This is a genomic window from Streptomyces sp. NPDC003248 (assembly GCF_055563235.1).
The window spans coordinates 226,890-242,512 of record NZ_JBVHDT010000007.1 but is presented as its reverse complement, the minus strand read 5'-3'; the positions used below and the strand labels follow the sequence as shown (position 1 = coordinate 242,512).

12 protein-coding genes are annotated in these 15,623 nt (G+C 71.2%); 9 read left to right on the top strand and 3 right to left on the bottom strand.

What is annotated here, in order from left to right; all coding sequences use genetic code 11:
• Positions 1–427 precede the first annotated feature (427 nt).
• The 3 genes from ACZ3KJ_RS19095 (at position 428) to ACZ3KJ_RS19085 (ending at position 5,090) form a co-directional block, all read left to right on the top strand.
• Positions 428–1,984, top strand: a complete 1,557-nt coding sequence (locus ACZ3KJ_RS19095; RefSeq protein WP_467528329.1) for an FAD-binding oxidoreductase — start codon at positions 428–430, stop codon at positions 1,982–1,984.
• Positions 1,985–2,067: 83 nt separating this feature from the next.
• Positions 2,068–3,600, top strand: a complete 1,533-nt coding sequence (locus ACZ3KJ_RS19090) for a carotenoid oxygenase family protein (RefSeq protein ID WP_467528327.1) — start codon at positions 2,068–2,070, stop codon at positions 3,598–3,600.
• A 26-nt stretch (positions 3,601–3,626) separates the two neighbouring features.
• Positions 3,627–5,090, top strand: a complete 1,464-nt coding sequence (locus tag ACZ3KJ_RS19085; RefSeq protein ID WP_467528325.1) for an aldehyde dehydrogenase family protein — start codon at positions 3,627–3,629, stop codon at positions 5,088–5,090.
• A gap of 182 nt (positions 5,091–5,272) precedes the next feature.
• On the opposite strand, the gene ACZ3KJ_RS19080 is transcribed toward ACZ3KJ_RS19085, so the two are convergent.
• On the bottom strand, positions 5,273–6,559 hold the full coding sequence (locus tag ACZ3KJ_RS19080; protein ID WP_467528323.1) for a PucR family transcriptional regulator: 1,287 nt from the start codon (positions 6,557–6,559) through the stop codon (positions 5,273–5,275).
• A gap of 108 nt (positions 6,560–6,667) precedes the next feature.
• Here ACZ3KJ_RS19080 and ACZ3KJ_RS19075 point away from each other — a divergent pair, with 108 nt between their 5' ends.
• From ACZ3KJ_RS19075 to ACZ3KJ_RS19050, 6 genes are all read left to right on the top strand, one after another.
• A complete protein-coding gene (locus ACZ3KJ_RS19075) occupies positions 6,668–7,471 on the top strand; it encodes an IclR family transcriptional regulator (protein ID WP_467528321.1) in 804 nt (267 codons plus the stop codon).
• 234 nt (positions 7,472–7,705) lie between these two features.
• The gene (locus tag ACZ3KJ_RS19070; RefSeq protein WP_467528319.1) at positions 7,706–7,990 is read left to right on the top strand and encodes an MFS transporter; all 285 of its coding nucleotides are present in this window, start codon (positions 7,706–7,708) and stop codon (positions 7,988–7,990) included.
• A gap of 485 nt (positions 7,991–8,475) precedes the next feature.
• Complete coding sequence (locus ACZ3KJ_RS19065) at positions 8,476–8,619, top strand: hypothetical protein (protein WP_467528317.1); 144 nt, start codon at positions 8,476–8,478, stop codon at positions 8,617–8,619.
• Positions 8,620–8,879: 260 nt separating this feature from the next.
• Positions 8,880–10,520, top strand: coding sequence for an FAD-dependent monooxygenase (locus tag ACZ3KJ_RS19060; RefSeq protein ID WP_467528315.1), 1,641 nt, complete (start codon positions 8,880–8,882; stop codon positions 10,518–10,520).
• Positions 10,521–10,554: 34 nt separating this feature from the next.
• Positions 10,555–11,394 carry a fumarylacetoacetate hydrolase family protein gene (locus ACZ3KJ_RS19055; RefSeq protein ID WP_467528313.1) on the top strand — a complete coding sequence of 280 codons (840 nt, stop codon included), beginning with the start codon at positions 10,555–10,557 and terminating at the stop codon, positions 11,392–11,394.
• A gap of 38 nt (positions 11,395–11,432) precedes the next feature.
• Positions 11,433–11,927 (top strand): VOC family protein, encoded by a 495-nt coding sequence (locus ACZ3KJ_RS19050; protein ID WP_467528311.1) that lies wholly within the window; start codon positions 11,433–11,435, stop codon positions 11,925–11,927.
• A gap of 755 nt (positions 11,928–12,682) precedes the next feature.
• Here ACZ3KJ_RS19050 and ACZ3KJ_RS19045 read toward each other — a convergent pair.
• Both ACZ3KJ_RS19045 and ACZ3KJ_RS19040 read right to left on the bottom strand, forming a co-directional pair.
• On the bottom strand, positions 12,683–14,827 hold the full coding sequence (locus ACZ3KJ_RS19045; protein WP_467528610.1) for an ATP-binding protein: 2,145 nt from the start codon (positions 14,825–14,827) through the stop codon (positions 12,683–12,685).
• 194 nt (positions 14,828–15,021) lie between these two features.
• Entirely contained in the window at positions 15,022–15,522 is a 501-nt protein-coding gene (locus tag ACZ3KJ_RS19040) for a cupin domain-containing protein (protein ID WP_467528309.1), read from the bottom strand.
• Between the last annotated feature and the right edge of the window lie 101 nt (positions 15,523–15,623).

Below are 15,623 nucleotides of genomic sequence, written 5' to 3'. Positions count from 1 at the left end.
TGGTGTGCGCATCCCGGACGAGATCCGTAACCAACTCGCCATCAGATGTGCGGTGTTGTTCCCGCACTGGATGAGCGGCAGCGACGACTGCTGATCGGCCGGCCCTGCTGGCGCTGGTCGAGCCGGACGAGCGCGGTGAACCGATGTCGCCGCTGCGGTGCGCTCCGCAGGACATGAAGTCACGTCGTTCCGGTGGCGTCAAGGCGTGACGCAGCCCCCTTTCCGGCGCGGCGGGACGCGCGGCGAGACCAGGCTGGAGCCGTATTCCCTGGTCGGGTCAGGCGACGGGGTCCTGGCCGGTCTCGCCTCCGGGCGACAGAAGACGGTCGCGATCCTGTCGTCCCGCACTGGAGCGTCACGACGGTGTTACGCCACAGGATGTGTCCAGCGAAGCTCGACGTAGTGCTTCGCGGAAGTGGAGCAACCCATGACTTTCCATGCCGGTGCGCCCGAGTGCGAGACCGCGCTCAAGGAAGCGCGCGAGCGTCTGGTGGCGGCGCTGGGCCCGGAGGCGGTCCTCACCTCCGACGAGCAGATCGACGAGTTCCGGGACCCCTACGCGGGAGGCGACCGCAGCCGGTTCCAGCCCTCCTTCGTCGTCCAGCCCTCGTCCACCGAAGAGGTCCAGCAGGTCGTCCGGATCGCCGGCGAGCTGGGCGTGCACCTGTGGACGTCGTCCACCGGCCGCAACTTCGGCTACGGCGGGTCGGCTCCGGCCGACAACGGCGCCATCGTCGTGAACCTCCGGCGCATGAACCGGATCCTGGAGATCGACGAGCGTGCGGGCTACGCCCTGATCGAGCCGGGCGTCCGCTTCTTCGACCTGTACGAGGAGATCAAGCGGCGGGGCCTGAAACTCTGGATGTCGGTGCCCGACCTCGGCTGGGGCAGCGTCGTGGGCAACGCGATGGAACACGGTTACGGCTACACGGTGAACGGCGACCACGCCGCCGCGGTGTGCGGCCTCGAGGTCGTCCTGGCCGACGGCGACATCGTCCGCACCGGCATGGGCGGCATCACGGACAGCCCTCTGTGGCAGCGGCACAAGCGGGGCTTCGGACCCTCGCTCGACTCGCTGTTCATGCAGTCGAACTTCGGCATCGTCACCAAGATGGGCGTCTGGCTGATGCCCGAGCCGGAGACGTTCACCACCGGTTCGGTGATCTGCCACCGGGACGAGGACGTCGAGGCGCTCATCGACGCGCTGGCCCCCCTCATGCTCGACGGAACGATCCAGGGACTCCCGCTCATCACGAGCTCCCCCGAACCCGAAGGCGGACGGCCCGAGTTCACCGACGACACCACCGGCCTCTCGCCTCAGCAGAAGCTGTGCGCCGCGTTCCCGCCCGGCCGCTGGAACGCACGGGTGTCGTTCTACGGTGGCACCGAACTGGTCCGGGCCAGGGAAGCGGCGCTGCGCAAGGCCGTCGAGCACCTTCCCGGGGTCACCGTCGATCTGCGCGGCTACCCGGGCAGCGCCACGGCGGACGAGGTGCACCCGCACGATCTCGTCCCGGCCGGCATCCCCAACATGTTCCTGCTCGACGTGATGAAGCGACACTTCGGCGACCGGCTCGGCCACCTCGATTTCTCCCCGGTCCTCCCGTTCACCGGCGAGGCCGCCGCCGACCACGAGCGGATGGTGCAGCAGGCACTGGCCGAGGAAGGGCTGGTGGCCGGCTTCGCCTGGATCGCCACCTCCCGCTCGTTGGTCGGCGTCAGCATGGTCCTCTTCGACATCGATGACCCCGCACAGGCCGCTGCCGCCCGCCGAGCCGTCACCCGCCTGTGCGACCAGGCCGCGGAACGCGGCTGGAGCGAGTACCGGGCCCACCCGATGCTCGCGGAGAAGGTCGCCGCGGGCTTCGACTTCAACGACCACGCGCTGCCGCGCCTCCACCGGCGTCTCAAGGACGCCCTGGACCCCGCGGGAATCCTCTCTCCCGGCAACCACGGGATCCGTCCGGGCACACCCCGGTCCTGAGCCGCTGACCGGGCTCCCCCCGACACACGACACTCCGCCGGCCGCGGCAAGCGACCGACGCCACGCACGAAAGGCGCCCCCCCATGACCAGCCGTCCTCCCGGTGTCGTCGCGACGACACCCATGAACCTGGCGCCCGCGCCGCAGGGCCCCTCCCAGAACTGGCCGACCGACAACAAGTTCCTCAAAGGCCCCTTCGCGCCCTGGCACGAGGAGACCCATGGCTACGATCTGCCGGTGATCGGTCGCATTCCCGACGATCTGGCCGGCGCGCTCTTCCGCATCTCGTCCAACCCGCGCTTCCAGCCCCGCAACACCGACCGCTACCACTGGTGGGAGGGGGACGGGATGGTCGCCGGCGTGTACCTGCGCGACGGCAAGGCCGCCTTCCGCACGAGCTGGGTGCTGACCGACTCCATGAAGTTCGAGGTGGAGAAGGGCGAGGCCGTCTACAGCGGGTTCGTCAACGGCGGCACCCCCGGACGCCTTCCCGACGGCGCCCCGCCGGCCAAGAACGTCGCCAACACCAATGTCGGCATCTTCGACGACCACCTGCTGGTGTACTTCGAGGGCGGCCTGCCCTACCGCATGCACCCGAAGACGCTGGAGACCTACGGCACCCACGACTTCCACGGCGGCATCGACGTCCTGTGCACCGCCCATTACAAGATCGACCCGGTCACCGGCGACATGCTCTTCTTCGCCGCCACCGGCCCGGTCATCACCTGGTACCGGGCCGACGCCCGCACCGGCCGGGTGGTCGAGAGCCAGGCGATCGACGTCGGCGTCCCCGTCCTGATGCACGACTTCGCGGTCAGCGAGCACTACGCGATCTTCCTGGTCGCGCCCAACCTGTTCCGTCTGGACCTCATCGCCCAGGGCCTGCCCGGCGTCGTCTGGGACGAGTCCGTGCTCCCGCACGGCACCCAGATCGTGCTCCTCGACCGCCGGACGGGCCAGGTGACCTGGCACGAGGCGGGCGACACCTCCGCCCCCACCCACTTCTTCAACGCCCACGAGACCGGTGACGAGGTGGTCGTCGACTGCCACCGCATCACCCGCCTGGGCAACCCCGCCTCCCGGCTCGGCACCCCGGTCTCCTCGCACGAGTGGTTCCCGCCCGCCCACTCCTGGCAGTGGCGCGTGAACACCACCACGGGCAAGGTCACCAACCGGCAGCTCAGCGGAGTCGCAGGCGAGTTCCCGAAGATCAACGACGACTTCCTCGGCAAGCCGCAGCAGTACGGCTACTTCGCCACCACCCGGTCGCTGGCCGCCGACACCATGACCGACGGCCTCGCCCGGCACGACTTCACCGCGGGCAACACCCTCGTCATCGAGGGGCCCGGCGCCCTGACCAACCCGAGCGAGCCGGTCTTCGTGGCCCGCGCGGGTGCCGAACGGGAGGAGGACGGCTACCTCCTCACCCTGTGGTGGAACCGCGACACCGAACTGTCCGAACTCCTCATCCACGACGCCGCGTCCTTCGACTCCCAGCCGATCGCCCGGGTGCTCCTCCCGGTGCGCGTCCCCTTCGGCTTCCACGGCAACTGGGCCGACCAGGCCGGCCTCGACAAGGCCGCCGCGGCCGCCGACACTGCCCACCCGGCTTCCTGACCAGACCTCGCCGAAGGACACACATCATGACCGCATACCCCTCTGCCGCGCCCCGCTGGCACGGCAAGATCTTCGACGGCTCCTGGCGGGACGCCCGCGGCGGCACGCTGGATGTGACCGCGCCGGCCACCGGGAAGACGATCGCGACCATCGGCAACGCCACCGCCGAGGACCTCGACGAGTCGGTGGCGGCGGCCCGGGTGGCCCAGCGGGCCTGGGCACGCCTCACCTACGCGGAGCGAGCCCGCGTCTTCGTCCGGGCCGCCGCGCTCCTGGAGACCGACCCGGACCGGGTGCTGCGCTGGCTGGTGCCGGAGTCGGGGTCGGGGCAGGGCAAGGCCGCGTTCGAGGTCGGGCTGGTGGTCTCCGAGCTGACCGAGGCGGCCTCGCTCACCTCCCAGCCCTACGGCGAGCTGCTGCGCAGCGGCAAGCCCCGGCTGTCCGCGGTGCGCCGGGTACCCCTCGGCGTCGTGGGCGTGATCAGCCCCTTCAACTTCCCGGCGATCCTGGCGATGCGTTCGGTGGCGCCGGCACTGGCCGCGGGCAACGCGGTGGTCCTGAAGCCGGACCCGCGCACCTCGGTGTCAGGCGGTCTGGCACTGGCGGAGGTACTGGAGGAGGCGGGTCTGCCGGCCGGTCTGCTGCACGTGCTGCCCGGCGGCGCCGAGGTCGGGCAGGCCCTGGTCGCCCACCCCGACGTGCCGTGCATCTCCTTCACCGGCTCCACCCCGGCCGGCCGGGCGATCGCCACGGCTGCCGCGCCGCTGCTGAAGAAGGTGCATCTGGAGCTGGGCGGGAACAACGCGCTGCTCGTCCTGCCGGACGCCGACCTGGACGCGGCGGCGTCGGCGGGAGCCTGGGGCTCCTTCCTCCACCAAGGGCAGATCTGCATGACCACGGGCCGCCACCTGGTGCACCGTTCGCAGGTGGCCGAGTACGCGGCGAAGCTCGCCGAGAAGGCCGCCCACATCCCGGTGGGCGACCCGACGGACCCGGCCAACCCGCTCGGCCCGATCATCGACGAGCGGCAGCGCGACAAGGTCCACTCGATCGTGACGCGTTCGGTGGAGGCGGGCGCGGTCCTCGCTGCGGGTGGCACCTACGACGGTCTGTTCTACCGGCCCACCGTGCTGACGGACGTGCCGCTGGACGCCCCGGCGTTCGCCGAGGAGGTCTTCGGCCCCGTCGCCCCGGTCGTCGCCTACGACACGGTCGACGAGGCGATCGAGCTGATCAACTCCTCGGAGTACGGGCTGTCGGTGGCCGTTCTGACCTCCGACCCCTTCGCCGCATGGGAGCTCGCCGACCGGATCGAGTCCGGAGCGGTCCACATCAACGACCAGACCGTCGACGACGAGGCGGTGGCGCCGTTCGGCGGCACGAAGGCCTCCGGCACCGGCGGCCGCTTCGGCGGCAACGCCGGCCTCGACACCTTCTCCGAGGTCCAGTGGATCACCGCTCAGAGCGACATCGAGCGCTACCCCTTCTAGTTCGCTGAAGGCAGCTTTCCGAGCCGGGGTGCCGCGCACAGCTGGTGCGCGGCACCCCGGCCTGCCCGCCGGCCTGCCCGCCGGCCTGCCCGCCGGCCTGCCCGCCGGCCTGCCCGCCGGCCTGCCCCCGCCGCTGTGCCGCAGTGCCGTCACCCGTCCGGCGCGCGGGGGTGAGGCATCCGTCAGCGCAGCCGCTCCGGCTCCAGGGCCCAGGGACACTCCCGGGACAGGATGAGGGCGGCCACGGTGTCCGTCGGCTGCTCGGTCACCGGCCGCCCCAGGCGCTGCTCGGCCTGCCGCACCCGGTAGGCCACCGTGTTGGGCGCCAGCGAGAGTTCCTGGGCCGCGGACTGGCGGCTTCCCCCATGCTCCAGGTAGGAGCGGAGCGTCTCGCGGATGGCGGCGGATCTGCTGTCCCGGTCGGTGAGGCCCGCCAGGACGTGCTGGACGTAGCGGCGGGTGTCGTCGTCGGCGGTGGCGGCGAGCGCCGCGAGGGCGGTGCCGTCGTAGAACCATCGGCCCACACCCCCGACCCGGCGGCCGAGCCGGTGCATCAGCCGCGAGCCCAGGACGCTCACCCGCAGCCCCCCGCTCCCGGCCGCAGCCGGGCCGATCGCCGCACACAGCCCGGGGGGAGCGACCACGTCGCGGATCCGGCGGACCGGGTCGCTCTCCTCTGCCCGGAAGGACCACACCACCGTCGCGGTGCCATCGGGGCTGTCCACGGTCAGGACCCCCGCGGCCCCGGTCTCCGCGGCCACCTGGTGGGCGAAGGCGCTCAGGGGGTCGGCGGACGACGACTGCTGCGCCGGGCCGTGCGCCCACAGCACCCCGGCGACGTGGCGGCGTGCCAGACGCACGCCGAGGACTTCCTCCGCCCCTTGCGGCGCCCGCCCGGTGGCGAGGATGTCGTCGAACACGTGTCGACGGGACACCGACACCTTGTTCTGCCAGGCCTCTTGCTCGGCCTCATACGACAGGGAGAGTTCGCGGGCGAGCAGGTCGACGAACTCCAGCAGCCGCGAGGCCAGCCGCCGCACCTCCGACATCGGGGGCTGCCCGCCGGCGGACTCGGTGAGGACGTCCAGCAGGGTGTCCTGTACGGCGGTGTGCGACAGCCACACCACCCGCAGCACCCCGGTGACCGGGGCCCCCTGGCGAACCGCCAGCCGTACGTGGGCCACGGCCTCCTCCGGCGCGGCCCGCGGCTGGCCCCCCTCCGAGGCCAGGGACGTGAGCGCCGTCAGCAGGGACGCCTCACAGGCGGAGCGCTCCCGTCCGGTGAGCCACAACTGCGGATCTTCCCGGGCGCTTCGCGAGACGTCCCTGTCGATGCGCGCCGCCAGCTGCACGGCCCACTGGACGACCTCCGGTCCCACGACGCGCGTCGCCTCGGCGATCGTCTCCGCAGCGCTGGCCGGCGCCTGGACGGGCCCCTCGGGCCTCAGGTTCCTGATCCAGTCCGACACCGTTCCGCCTTTCCCGCTCCGTCGCCCGGTGGTCGTGCGATACCGGCGGCCGAGCTCCGTTCCGGTCACAGCATCACACGCATCCGACATGCCGGTACAGTGTCCTGCATGACAGGACGTGATGGTGAGAAGCCCGCCGGCGGTCCCGGGAACTACCGCGAGCGCAATTCCACCGCGGACCGCGCGCTCGACATCCTCAATCTCTTCTCGGACGCACGCCTGTCGCTCTCCGGGCAGGAGATCGCGACGGAACTGGGCACGGCCCGCTCCACGGCCTACCGCTACGTGCAGAGTCTGATCGCGGGCGGATTCCTGGAGGAGAACCCCCGGGGCGGCTTCCGTCTGGGGCCGCGCATCCTGGAACTGTCGCGTCTGGCCCGCCGCGCCTACGGACTGTCCGAGGTGGCGCTGCCGGTCATGGACGAACTACGGGACCGCACCGGCGAGACGGTCCTGCTGACCCGCCGGGTAGGGGGCCATGCCATCTGCCTGGAGCGGTCCGAGGCCGACCACCCCGCTCGCATCTCCTACGAGCGCGGCAGCATCCTGCCCATCAACGCGGGTGCGTCCGCGCTCGTCCTGCTGGCGTGGCTGCCGCCGTCCGCGGCGGAGGAACTGTTCGCCAGGGAGCCGCTGGCCAGGTTCACCCCCAACACTCTGACCGACGTGAAGGAGCTGACCGCCCGCCTGGAGCGCATCCGCGAGGACGGCTACTGCGTGTCCCGAGGCGAGCTCGATGACTACATTCTCGGCATCGCCGCACCCCTGAGGGATGCCCAGGGCGTCGTCACCGCCGCGATCAGCATCGCGGCCCTGGAGCGGCGGGTTCCGGCGGAGCGGCTTCCCGAGGTTCTGGACCTGGTCCGCGACGCGGCCGCCCGCATCACCGGGGCGCTCGAACTCGCCGGCTGAGTACCGGCGGCGCACGCGACGTCCGCCGCGAGGCGGGCAGCCGGCGAGGAGCGGGGGAGCGTTCCACCCGGCCGCGCCCGCGACGGGACGGGGAACCACGCGACGACACGAGGTGACGGCGCTTCGCGACTCACCCCTCGCCGTCGCCGGCGCGCCGGTCGTGCAGCGCGTCCACCAGGGCGTCCAGCGCGCGCAGCACGGCCGGTCCTTGTTCTCCCAGACCGGACAGCAGACGTGCCTCGATCGCCGGCTGCCGAGGAAAGACCCGGGCTTCCCCTCCATGGGGACGCCCTCGGCACCAGCAGCTCCGCGCTCCAGCTCACCATGACGACCTTCCTGATCGGCCTGGTCGTCGGACAGGTCTTCTGCGGACCCGCCAGCGACAGCATCGGCAGGCGCCGCTTGCCGGTCGGCGGCTCGCTCGGCTTCGCCGTCTTCTCCGGGGCGCTGCTCTCGCTCGCCGTGCTGGTGCGCCCGTGGCAGCCTGCCGACGCCGGTGACAGGCGGGTTGCTGCTTGAGGCCGGGCGCCTCGAGCCGGCGGACGAGCGTCACCGGGCGCTGACGAAGCCGCTCGGTGGCGGCCTTGCCGCCGTCGTGGACGGGGTGGAGTGGGAGATTGCTTCCGATCCATCCCGTTTGCCGTGTGCCGCTCACGGATTCCGTCGCAGCGGGGCCGCACCGTCTCCTCCCCGGTCCCGGCCGGGGTGATGGCCTTCGGCGCGAGGGCCGCGACCGTCGGGCGAATGTGAGGTCGCCGCATGGCCGGGCCTGCTTCCGCCGTGGGCGGTGCCGGTTGGCGCGGGAGGGCAGACAGGCGCCCGCGCTGCTCCCGGCGGCACGATCCACGAGCCTCGAATCCACAGGCGCCCTGCAACCGTCGCTGCCTCCGGTGTGCGGTGGGCGAGTGGGAACGGGCGTCCTGTCGGCCCACGGCTCATCACCACCCTGGACAGGTCTGGCGGCGTCGGCATGTCACCACGGTTCGAGCGGTCGGCCGGGGCCTATGGGGCGCAAGATCGTCATGGCCGCGACCTCCTGCTCCTACCTGGTGGCCGTCCTGCCGGCCTTCGGCCTCAAGGAGCCCCGCCGCAGCCGTTCCCGGCCCCTCGCCCCCGCCGACGAGGCGGCCGACCGGGCGATGGTCTAGGCCGGACGCCGGACGCCGCGCCTGACCGCCGTCGTCCCGGGACCCTCAACCGTCCCGGGACGACGGCGTCGCCGTGCCCCGAGCCGCGTCGCCGCTTCCTCCGCCTCAGCCCTTCAGCCGCATCGGCGACTGAGCCTGACGGAACGGGGAGCATGTGTTCTGTTATTCGAAACGTCCGTCCTTGATTTCAGAACACGCTTGTCCTATGTTCGAGATGCGGCGTCCACGCCGCGATGTTCCGAGCGGAGGAGGTACGTGGGATGCCCGCGGACTACGAGGTGCTTGTGGTGGGCGGGGGACCGGTCGGTCTGACCTCGGCCCACCTGCTGGCCGCCCGCGGAGTACGCACGCTCCTGATCGAGCGCAACGCGTCGACCAGCGACGAGGCGAAGGCCATCAGCCTCGACGACGAGTCGCTGCGCACACTGCGGTCGGGCGGCCTGGTCGAAGGGCTGTCCTCCGTGGTCGTCCCGGGCACCGGGACCCGCTACTACGCGCGCACCGGCCGGCCCCTCTTCCAGGCCCGGGGCGCGACGCCGTTCCAGTTCGGCCACTCCTTCAAGAACCAGTTCGCCCAGCCGGAGCTGGAGCGACTGCTGCTGGACACCCTGCCCGGCGAGTCCCGCTTCGGGCAGGAACTGCTCACGCTGGAGCAGGATCCGGAGGGCGTCACGGCCGTGATCGGTACGCCGACGGGTGAGGAGCGCGTCACGGCGCGCTACGTCCTGGGGTGCGACGGCGGCCGTAGCACCGTGCGCCAGCTCACCGGGGTCGGTATGACCGGCACCAGCTACCCGGACGTCTGGTTGGTGGTCGACACCGTCGAGGACCCGCACGACGAGCGGTACGGCATGCACCACGGTGACCCGTCCCGTCCGCACGTGGTCGTCCCCGGCCGCGAGGGCCGCTGCCGGTACGAGTTCCTGCTCCACCCCGGCGAGGGCGAACCAGGCGTCCCGCCCGCCTTCGAGCTGATCCGTGAGCTGCTCGCGCCCTACCGGACGATCACGCCCGAACAAGTGGAACGCAGCGTCAACTACCGCTTCAACGCCGTGGTCGCCGACCGCTGGCGCTCCGGACGCGCCTTCCTCCTGGGTGATGCCGCGCACATGATGCCTCCGTTCGCCGGCCAGGGCCTCAACTCCGGGGTCAGGGACGCCGCCAACCTCTGCTGGAAGCTCGCCGAGGTGCTGGCCGCGAGAGCGGGAGACGAACTGCTGGACACCTACGAGACCGAGCGCCGCCCGCACGCGACCGCCGTGGTGCGGCTCTCGGAAATGCTCCGCGACACCGTCATGACCACCAGCAGACCCAAAGCAGTCGCCCGCGACCTCCTCATATCCCTCGGGATGCTCCTCCCCAGCGGACGCCGGTACCTGGAGGGCATGAAGTACCGGCCGTCGGCGGTCCTGAGCTCCGGAGTGGTCGTGGGTCCCCCCGCCGGTTCCGCGTCACCGCTGCTCGGCCGGCCCCTGGAGCAGCCGCGGGTGCTGCTGTCGGACGGGTGTACCACGGATCATCTCGACAGCGCGCTGGGCAACGGCTTCGCGCTCGTCGGCGTCGACCTCGCCCAGGACGACTGGCGTCCTGTCCACGACTCCCCGCTGGCCGCACTGGGCGCCACCGAGATCGACGTCCTGTACGGCGACCGGCTGCCCCGGAGCGGTGCCGCCCGCCGGACGGTCGCCGACTACGACGGCAGGCTGGACCGGATCATGGCGGACAGCCGCGGAAAACTGCTGGTCATCAGGCCGGACCGGTACGTCTGCGCGGTCCTCGAACCACGGCAGGCGTCCGCTGTCGGTGCGGCTCTGCGCCGACTCCTCGGGACCCATGCCGACCAGGCCCGCACCGTGCCCGAGGCCACCTCCGTCGGAGGCCCGCCGCCCCGCAGCCGGTGACCATCCCCCCTCTGCACCATGGAAAGGGGCGCACATGCGCTACGTGTCATATCTCCGGGACGGAGTCCCCCACGCAGGACTGGTGGACGGCGACGACATCGTCCCCCTGGCAGGAGTCCGTGAGCTGGGGCGCGAGACTCCGAAGCAACTGCTCGCCGAGCCGCGACTGGACGAGGCGGGCCGCGTGCCGCTCGCCGAAGTGACCCTTCGCCCGGTCGTCCCGGAGCCCCAGAAGATCTTCTGCGTAGGCCTGAACTACCGCTCTCACGTCACCGAGACCAAGCGTGAACTGCCCACCTACCCGGTTCTGTTCACCAAGTTCCCGACCAGTCTCCTCGGCCCGGACGACCCGATCCTCGTCCCGGCCGAGTCGTCCCAGGTCGACTACGAGGCCGAGCTCGCCGTCGTGATCGGCCGGGAGGCTCGCCGAGTGGCTCCGGAGAACGCCTTCGAGGTGATCGCCGGTTACACCATCGCCAACGACGTGACCATGCGCGACTACCAGTACAAGACGCACCAGTGGCTCCAGGGCAAGGCATGGGACGCCAGCACGCCCCTGGGCCCTTGGCTGGTCACGGAGGACGAGATCGGCGACAGGGTCGCCGAACTGACGGTGACACTGACCCTCAACGGCGAGGTGCTGCAGTCCTCCGACACCTCCCGTCTCATCTTCGACATCCCCACCCTGGTCAGCACCGTCTCCGAGTTCACGACGCTGCTCCCGGGCGACGTCATCCTCACCGGCACCCCCGGTGGGGTCGGATTCCGTCGCGACCCCCAGGTGTTCCTGACTCCCGGCGACCGCGTCACCGTCAGCATCGACGGCATCGGTGACCTGACCAGCACCGTCCAAGCCGAACAGCCCCGGGCGTAATCCCTCCCGGCACCACTCAAACGAAAGCGAGCATCCCCATGGCGATCACCGGCCTCGGCCACACCGGACTCTGGGTCAACGACCTGGAGGTCATGCGCGACTTCTACACCCGTCTGCTGGGTCTCACGGTCACCGACGAGGACCCTGAGCGCGGCATCGTGTTCCTCAGCTCCAAGCCCGACGAAGAGCACCACGAGTTCGTCCTCCAGAGCGGTCGTACCGCCCCCGACGGAGTCAAGCTCACCCACCAGATCTCCTGGCGCATCGACTCCCTGGAGACCCTCGTCGGCTACCACAACCGCTTCCGGGACGAGGGCATCATCGTCCAGCAGGAAGTCACCCACGGCAACGCCTACGGCATCTACTTCTTCGACCCCGAGGGCAACCGCAACGAGGTGTACGTCCGTGTGGAGAAGGACGTCCGCCAGCCGTTCCGCAAAACCCTCAACCTCGACCTGCCACTGCACGAGATCGAGGCCGAGGCCGAGCGCCTCCTGAACGACGGAACCGAGGCCTACCAGCCGGTCCAGTGAGTTCCCGCGCCCCGATGTCCATCCTCGGGGCGACCATGCTCGGCGGTTCTGCCGGCGAGGGGTGGAGCCGCACTTGCTAGCGGCTCCACCCAGGTGGCAACAGAGCCGATTCCAGAGATCCACCGTCAATACGGGAGTCAGGGCGGATCGCGTCCACTCGCCGACCGTCAGCCGCTGTGGGGCGCCTGTCCGGCCTACGTCGTTGCAGCCGTCCGCGCTGAACTTCCACAGCCTCCGGATACGGGTCCCCGGCTCGCTCGCTTTCCGTGGCCGGCGCCGATCTTGGTGTGGCCGACAGTCCGACGTCGCGGAAGAGCCGTTGCTCCGGCTGGAGGATGCTGTTCCCGTCCACCGTGGACGTGGCGGGCTCTTGGTGGACATGAACGACGAGGCGGTGAAGATCGGGGTGCTCGTACGCGGCACCGGCCACACGGGCCGGTCGTCGACGGTCCGCGAGCGGGCGAAGGCCGCCGAGCCGCCCTGAAGCGGCGCCGCTACCAGGCCCAGGGCGTGATGGGACTGGCCGATCAACGGCCGGACCGCAGGAAGCCGGCCTTCGGGGTGGTGGACGACCGAGTCGTGGCAGCGATGCGGCAGGCGGTCGCCGAGGCCGGAGGTCACCAAGATGTTCTTGGGACGGCTGGAGTCGTCGGCCTCGACCTTCTGCACCGTGCCGCCGGGGTAGGCCGGGGATCTTGAAAGCCGGAGCTGACCAGCGTGATCGACGTACTGGTGCACTGATCTGTTGCCCCTGATCAGAATGTCACCGGTAGTTCGGCGAGGTCCTGGGTGGCCGTGGGGGTGTGCTGGTGACCGCCGAGGCCGTCTTGCCCAGAGGTTCCGCGGAGACCTCGCTCCTCCGGTAGCGAGTGCGGCTGGATCGGTGTGGATGTCATGGCCGGGTGCCGCAGCAGTTGTTCGATGAGGCGTTCCTTGGCCAGGGCGAGGTGGCGCCGGTAGGTGCCGTAGGGCACCCCGAGTCGTCGGGCGGCGACCTTGTGGGTGCGGGAGGCCGTGATGTAAGTGGCGGTGAGAGCTTCATGGGCTTTGACGCCCGCGGGGTCGGTCTGTATCGCGTCGAGGGCGGTGATGATGGCGCCGCGAAGGTCAGCGGCCGGGTCGGGCGAGCCACGCAGCACGAGAGGTGAGTGCAGCAGGACGCTGGTGGCGAATTCGCGGGGGGCGTGCCAGGTGCGCAGCGCCTCGAGCACGCCTTCCGCGAACGCCGCGCGCGGCAACTGGGCGCCCGGGCCACTCGTGGCGACAGTTGTGGGCCATGTCGTCACGGGTGTGACCGCTGCGCGAGCCCGGTGTTGCACCCACTGTTCCACTGATTGCCGTCGCCAGTCCCGGCCGAAGATGTGCTGTAGCCGCCCGCCGACGTCCACAGCCGCGAGTTCCGGCATCCCGGCCTCGGTGAGGTAGCGCCCCCACCGGTCGACGTCTTCGAAGACGGTGAAGGTCACCGCGCGTCCGTGGGTCCTCATCTCCTCGCCGATGGTGCGCCGGCTGGTGAGCTCCATCAGAGGTGAGGGCCTCTGGTGCCCGCCGGGTTGTACCGCGAAGCGCCGGATGCCCAGATGCTCGCCCGGCCCGAGGGCGGCCGCCGCCTCCACGAGGTCCCAGACCGCCGCGATCACCGGGTCTGCGGCACGGTCCTCGGCCAGTGGTGCGTCCAGCCGCAGGATGGCCATGAACGACACGGGCGCACAGGAGCCCGCGTAGCGGTGGACGCGGAAGGCCTCGGGCTGGCGGCGCACCCAGTGCGCGACCGCGGCTGCCGATGCCGGGCCCTCCGCCTCCTCGGCCATGCGCAACACGCTGGGCACGTCCTCGGGCCGGAGCGGAGTGTCTTCGATGTGCGGGTACGTCCGGTAGTTGTACAGATCGTCCGGACCCCCCTGATGACGGAAGAGGAACATCCACTCCGCGACCCGCAGCAGCGCGTCGTCCTCGGCGGCGCCGCGTACGGCCTGTAGACCTGCGCGTGAGACGCGGACGCGGACGTCGTCGTAGCGCTCGGGGTCCCGCCAGCGCAGGTCGGCCTCGAGGGTCGCCCGCACCGCGTCGTACGGGTGCAGCCCTTCGGGCGTGGCCTCGATGTAGGGCAACTGACGCAACCAGGAGAACACCGTGTCGGTGTCCTCGTCGCCCAGCACTGCGCGCAGCAGCGGCTCGCGGGTGACGTACGCCTGTGCGACGACCTCGAGGGCGCGCCGGTGGACGGCGCTGGGCAGGTCGCCCACGAGCCGCTCGACCAGGGTTGTCAGGACGTCGCCGGTCGGCTCCCACGGTGTGCCGGGCGGCGGGGCGGGCGCGGAGGCGGCCAGTGAGAGGGCGAGCGGGCTGCCTCCGGCGAAGGTGACGAAGGGGCCGCGCTGCTCGGCGGGGACACCCCGCGCGGCGAGCAGGGCGTGGGACTGGGCGGCGTCCAGCGGCCGCACGGCCAACGCGGTGAACAGCTGCGCCCATCCAGGGTCCAGCGACCATTCGACGTCGGGGGCGATCCTGCTGGCCAGGATCACGATCGCATGGTCGGCGAGCCGCCGCAGGAGAGTCTCGCGCAGCCACGCTTCAAGGGGCTGGCACTGTTCGAAGGTGTCGATGAGCAGCACCGTGCCGGGTTCGGTGCACGCCGGGGCCGCGGCCTCCTCCAGCCGGCGCGGATCGGCGTCGAGGAAGCGGCCGTCCACGTGCACCACGCGGCGGCCGCTGAGCTCGGCCTGCCACGCGGCGTAGCGCAGCAGCGAGGTCTTGCCGATGCCACCGGGACCGTGCAGGTAGGCCACGGGCGGGGTGTCCGCCGCGCCCGACAGCATCCGGTCGAGCACTGCCTGTTCCGGTTCTCTGCCCACGAGCGCACCGGCCCGTGCCGCGGCCAGCCGGTCCGCCAGTCTCACCGCTCCCAATCTGTGCTCCTCGGAGATAGCAGTGACAGTCGGCCTGTCCACGGTCGCGCCGCTGGACTGCTCATCACGGTCACACCACTTGACACGGCCGCATCCGTGACCGGCCCGGGCCCGGGCCCGTGTGCCGGTCCCAGGCCACGTCGAACTCTTGGAGGCGGGCCGCCCGGGCCGGCCGGCCCTGCGGGCTAGAGGAACTCGCTTCGGTAGGTCGCGGCCAGCTCGGCCGCACGGCGGCGACGCTCCATGAGCTCGTCCTCCGACAACTGCGGCGGCGGTGCGTCCCTGCCCGCGACGACATCGCCGATGCGCAGGAAGTACTCGTCCTGGCCGGCGGGGGTGCACATGCACAGCATGCGGGCCGGCGCACCCGAGACGTTGCGGAAGTTGTGCGGCGCGTTGGCCGGAACGTTGATCGTGGACCCGGCCCGCACCGTGTGCTTCTCGCCGCGGAAGGTGAACTCGATCTCGCCCTCGAGGATCGTGAACATCTCCTCGAAGTCGTGCCGGTGCGGCGGCGGACCGCCGCCGTCGGGCACGCGCATGTCGATCAGGCAGTACCGGCCGTCGGTCTGCTCGCCGGTGACCAGCATGGCGTACGTGTTGCCCACCAGCGAGACATACGTCGTGCCGGGGTCGTCCGGGTGCGCCACGGTCAGCGACCGGGACGGATCGTCATCGGGAATCATCGCGGTTGTCTCCTTGAAGGTCGGTCAGGGGGGAATCAGTCGCCGGTGCGACGACGACTTCGCCACCGGGCAGTGCGCCGCGGCGGTGCCGGCGGTGCCGG

What these genes read in the sequence shown, in the direction of transcription:
- ACZ3KJ_RS19075 (WP_467528321.1), top strand. Translation starts at nt 6,668, where the DNA reads ATGACAGGACGTGATGGTGAGAAGCCCGCCGGCGGTCCCGGGAACTAC.
- ACZ3KJ_RS19060 (WP_467528315.1), top strand. Translation starts at nt 8,880, where the DNA reads ATGCCCGCGGACTACGAGGTGCTTGTGGTGGGCGGGGGACCGGTCGGT.
- ACZ3KJ_RS19065 (WP_467528317.1), top strand. Translation starts at nt 8,476, where the DNA reads ATGGGGCGCAAGATCGTCATGGCCGCGACCTCCTGCTCCTACCTGGTG.
- ACZ3KJ_RS19050 (WP_467528311.1), top strand. Translation starts at nt 11,433, where the DNA reads ATGGCGATCACCGGCCTCGGCCACACCGGACTCTGGGTCAACGACCTG.
- ACZ3KJ_RS19090 (WP_467528327.1), top strand. Translation starts at nt 2,068, where the DNA reads ATGACCAGCCGTCCTCCCGGTGTCGTCGCGACGACACCCATGAACCTG.
- ACZ3KJ_RS19040 (WP_467528309.1), bottom strand. Translation starts at nt 15,522, where the DNA reads ATGATTCCCGATGACGATCCGTCCCGGTCGCTGACCGTGGCGCACCCG.
- ACZ3KJ_RS19085 (WP_467528325.1), top strand. Translation starts at nt 3,627, where the DNA reads ATGACCGCATACCCCTCTGCCGCGCCCCGCTGGCACGGCAAGATCTTC.
- ACZ3KJ_RS19095 (WP_467528329.1), top strand. Translation starts at nt 428, where the DNA reads ATGACTTTCCATGCCGGTGCGCCCGAGTGCGAGACCGCGCTCAAGGAA.
- ACZ3KJ_RS19055 (WP_467528313.1), top strand. Translation starts at nt 10,555, where the DNA reads ATGCGCTACGTGTCATATCTCCGGGACGGAGTCCCCCACGCAGGACTG.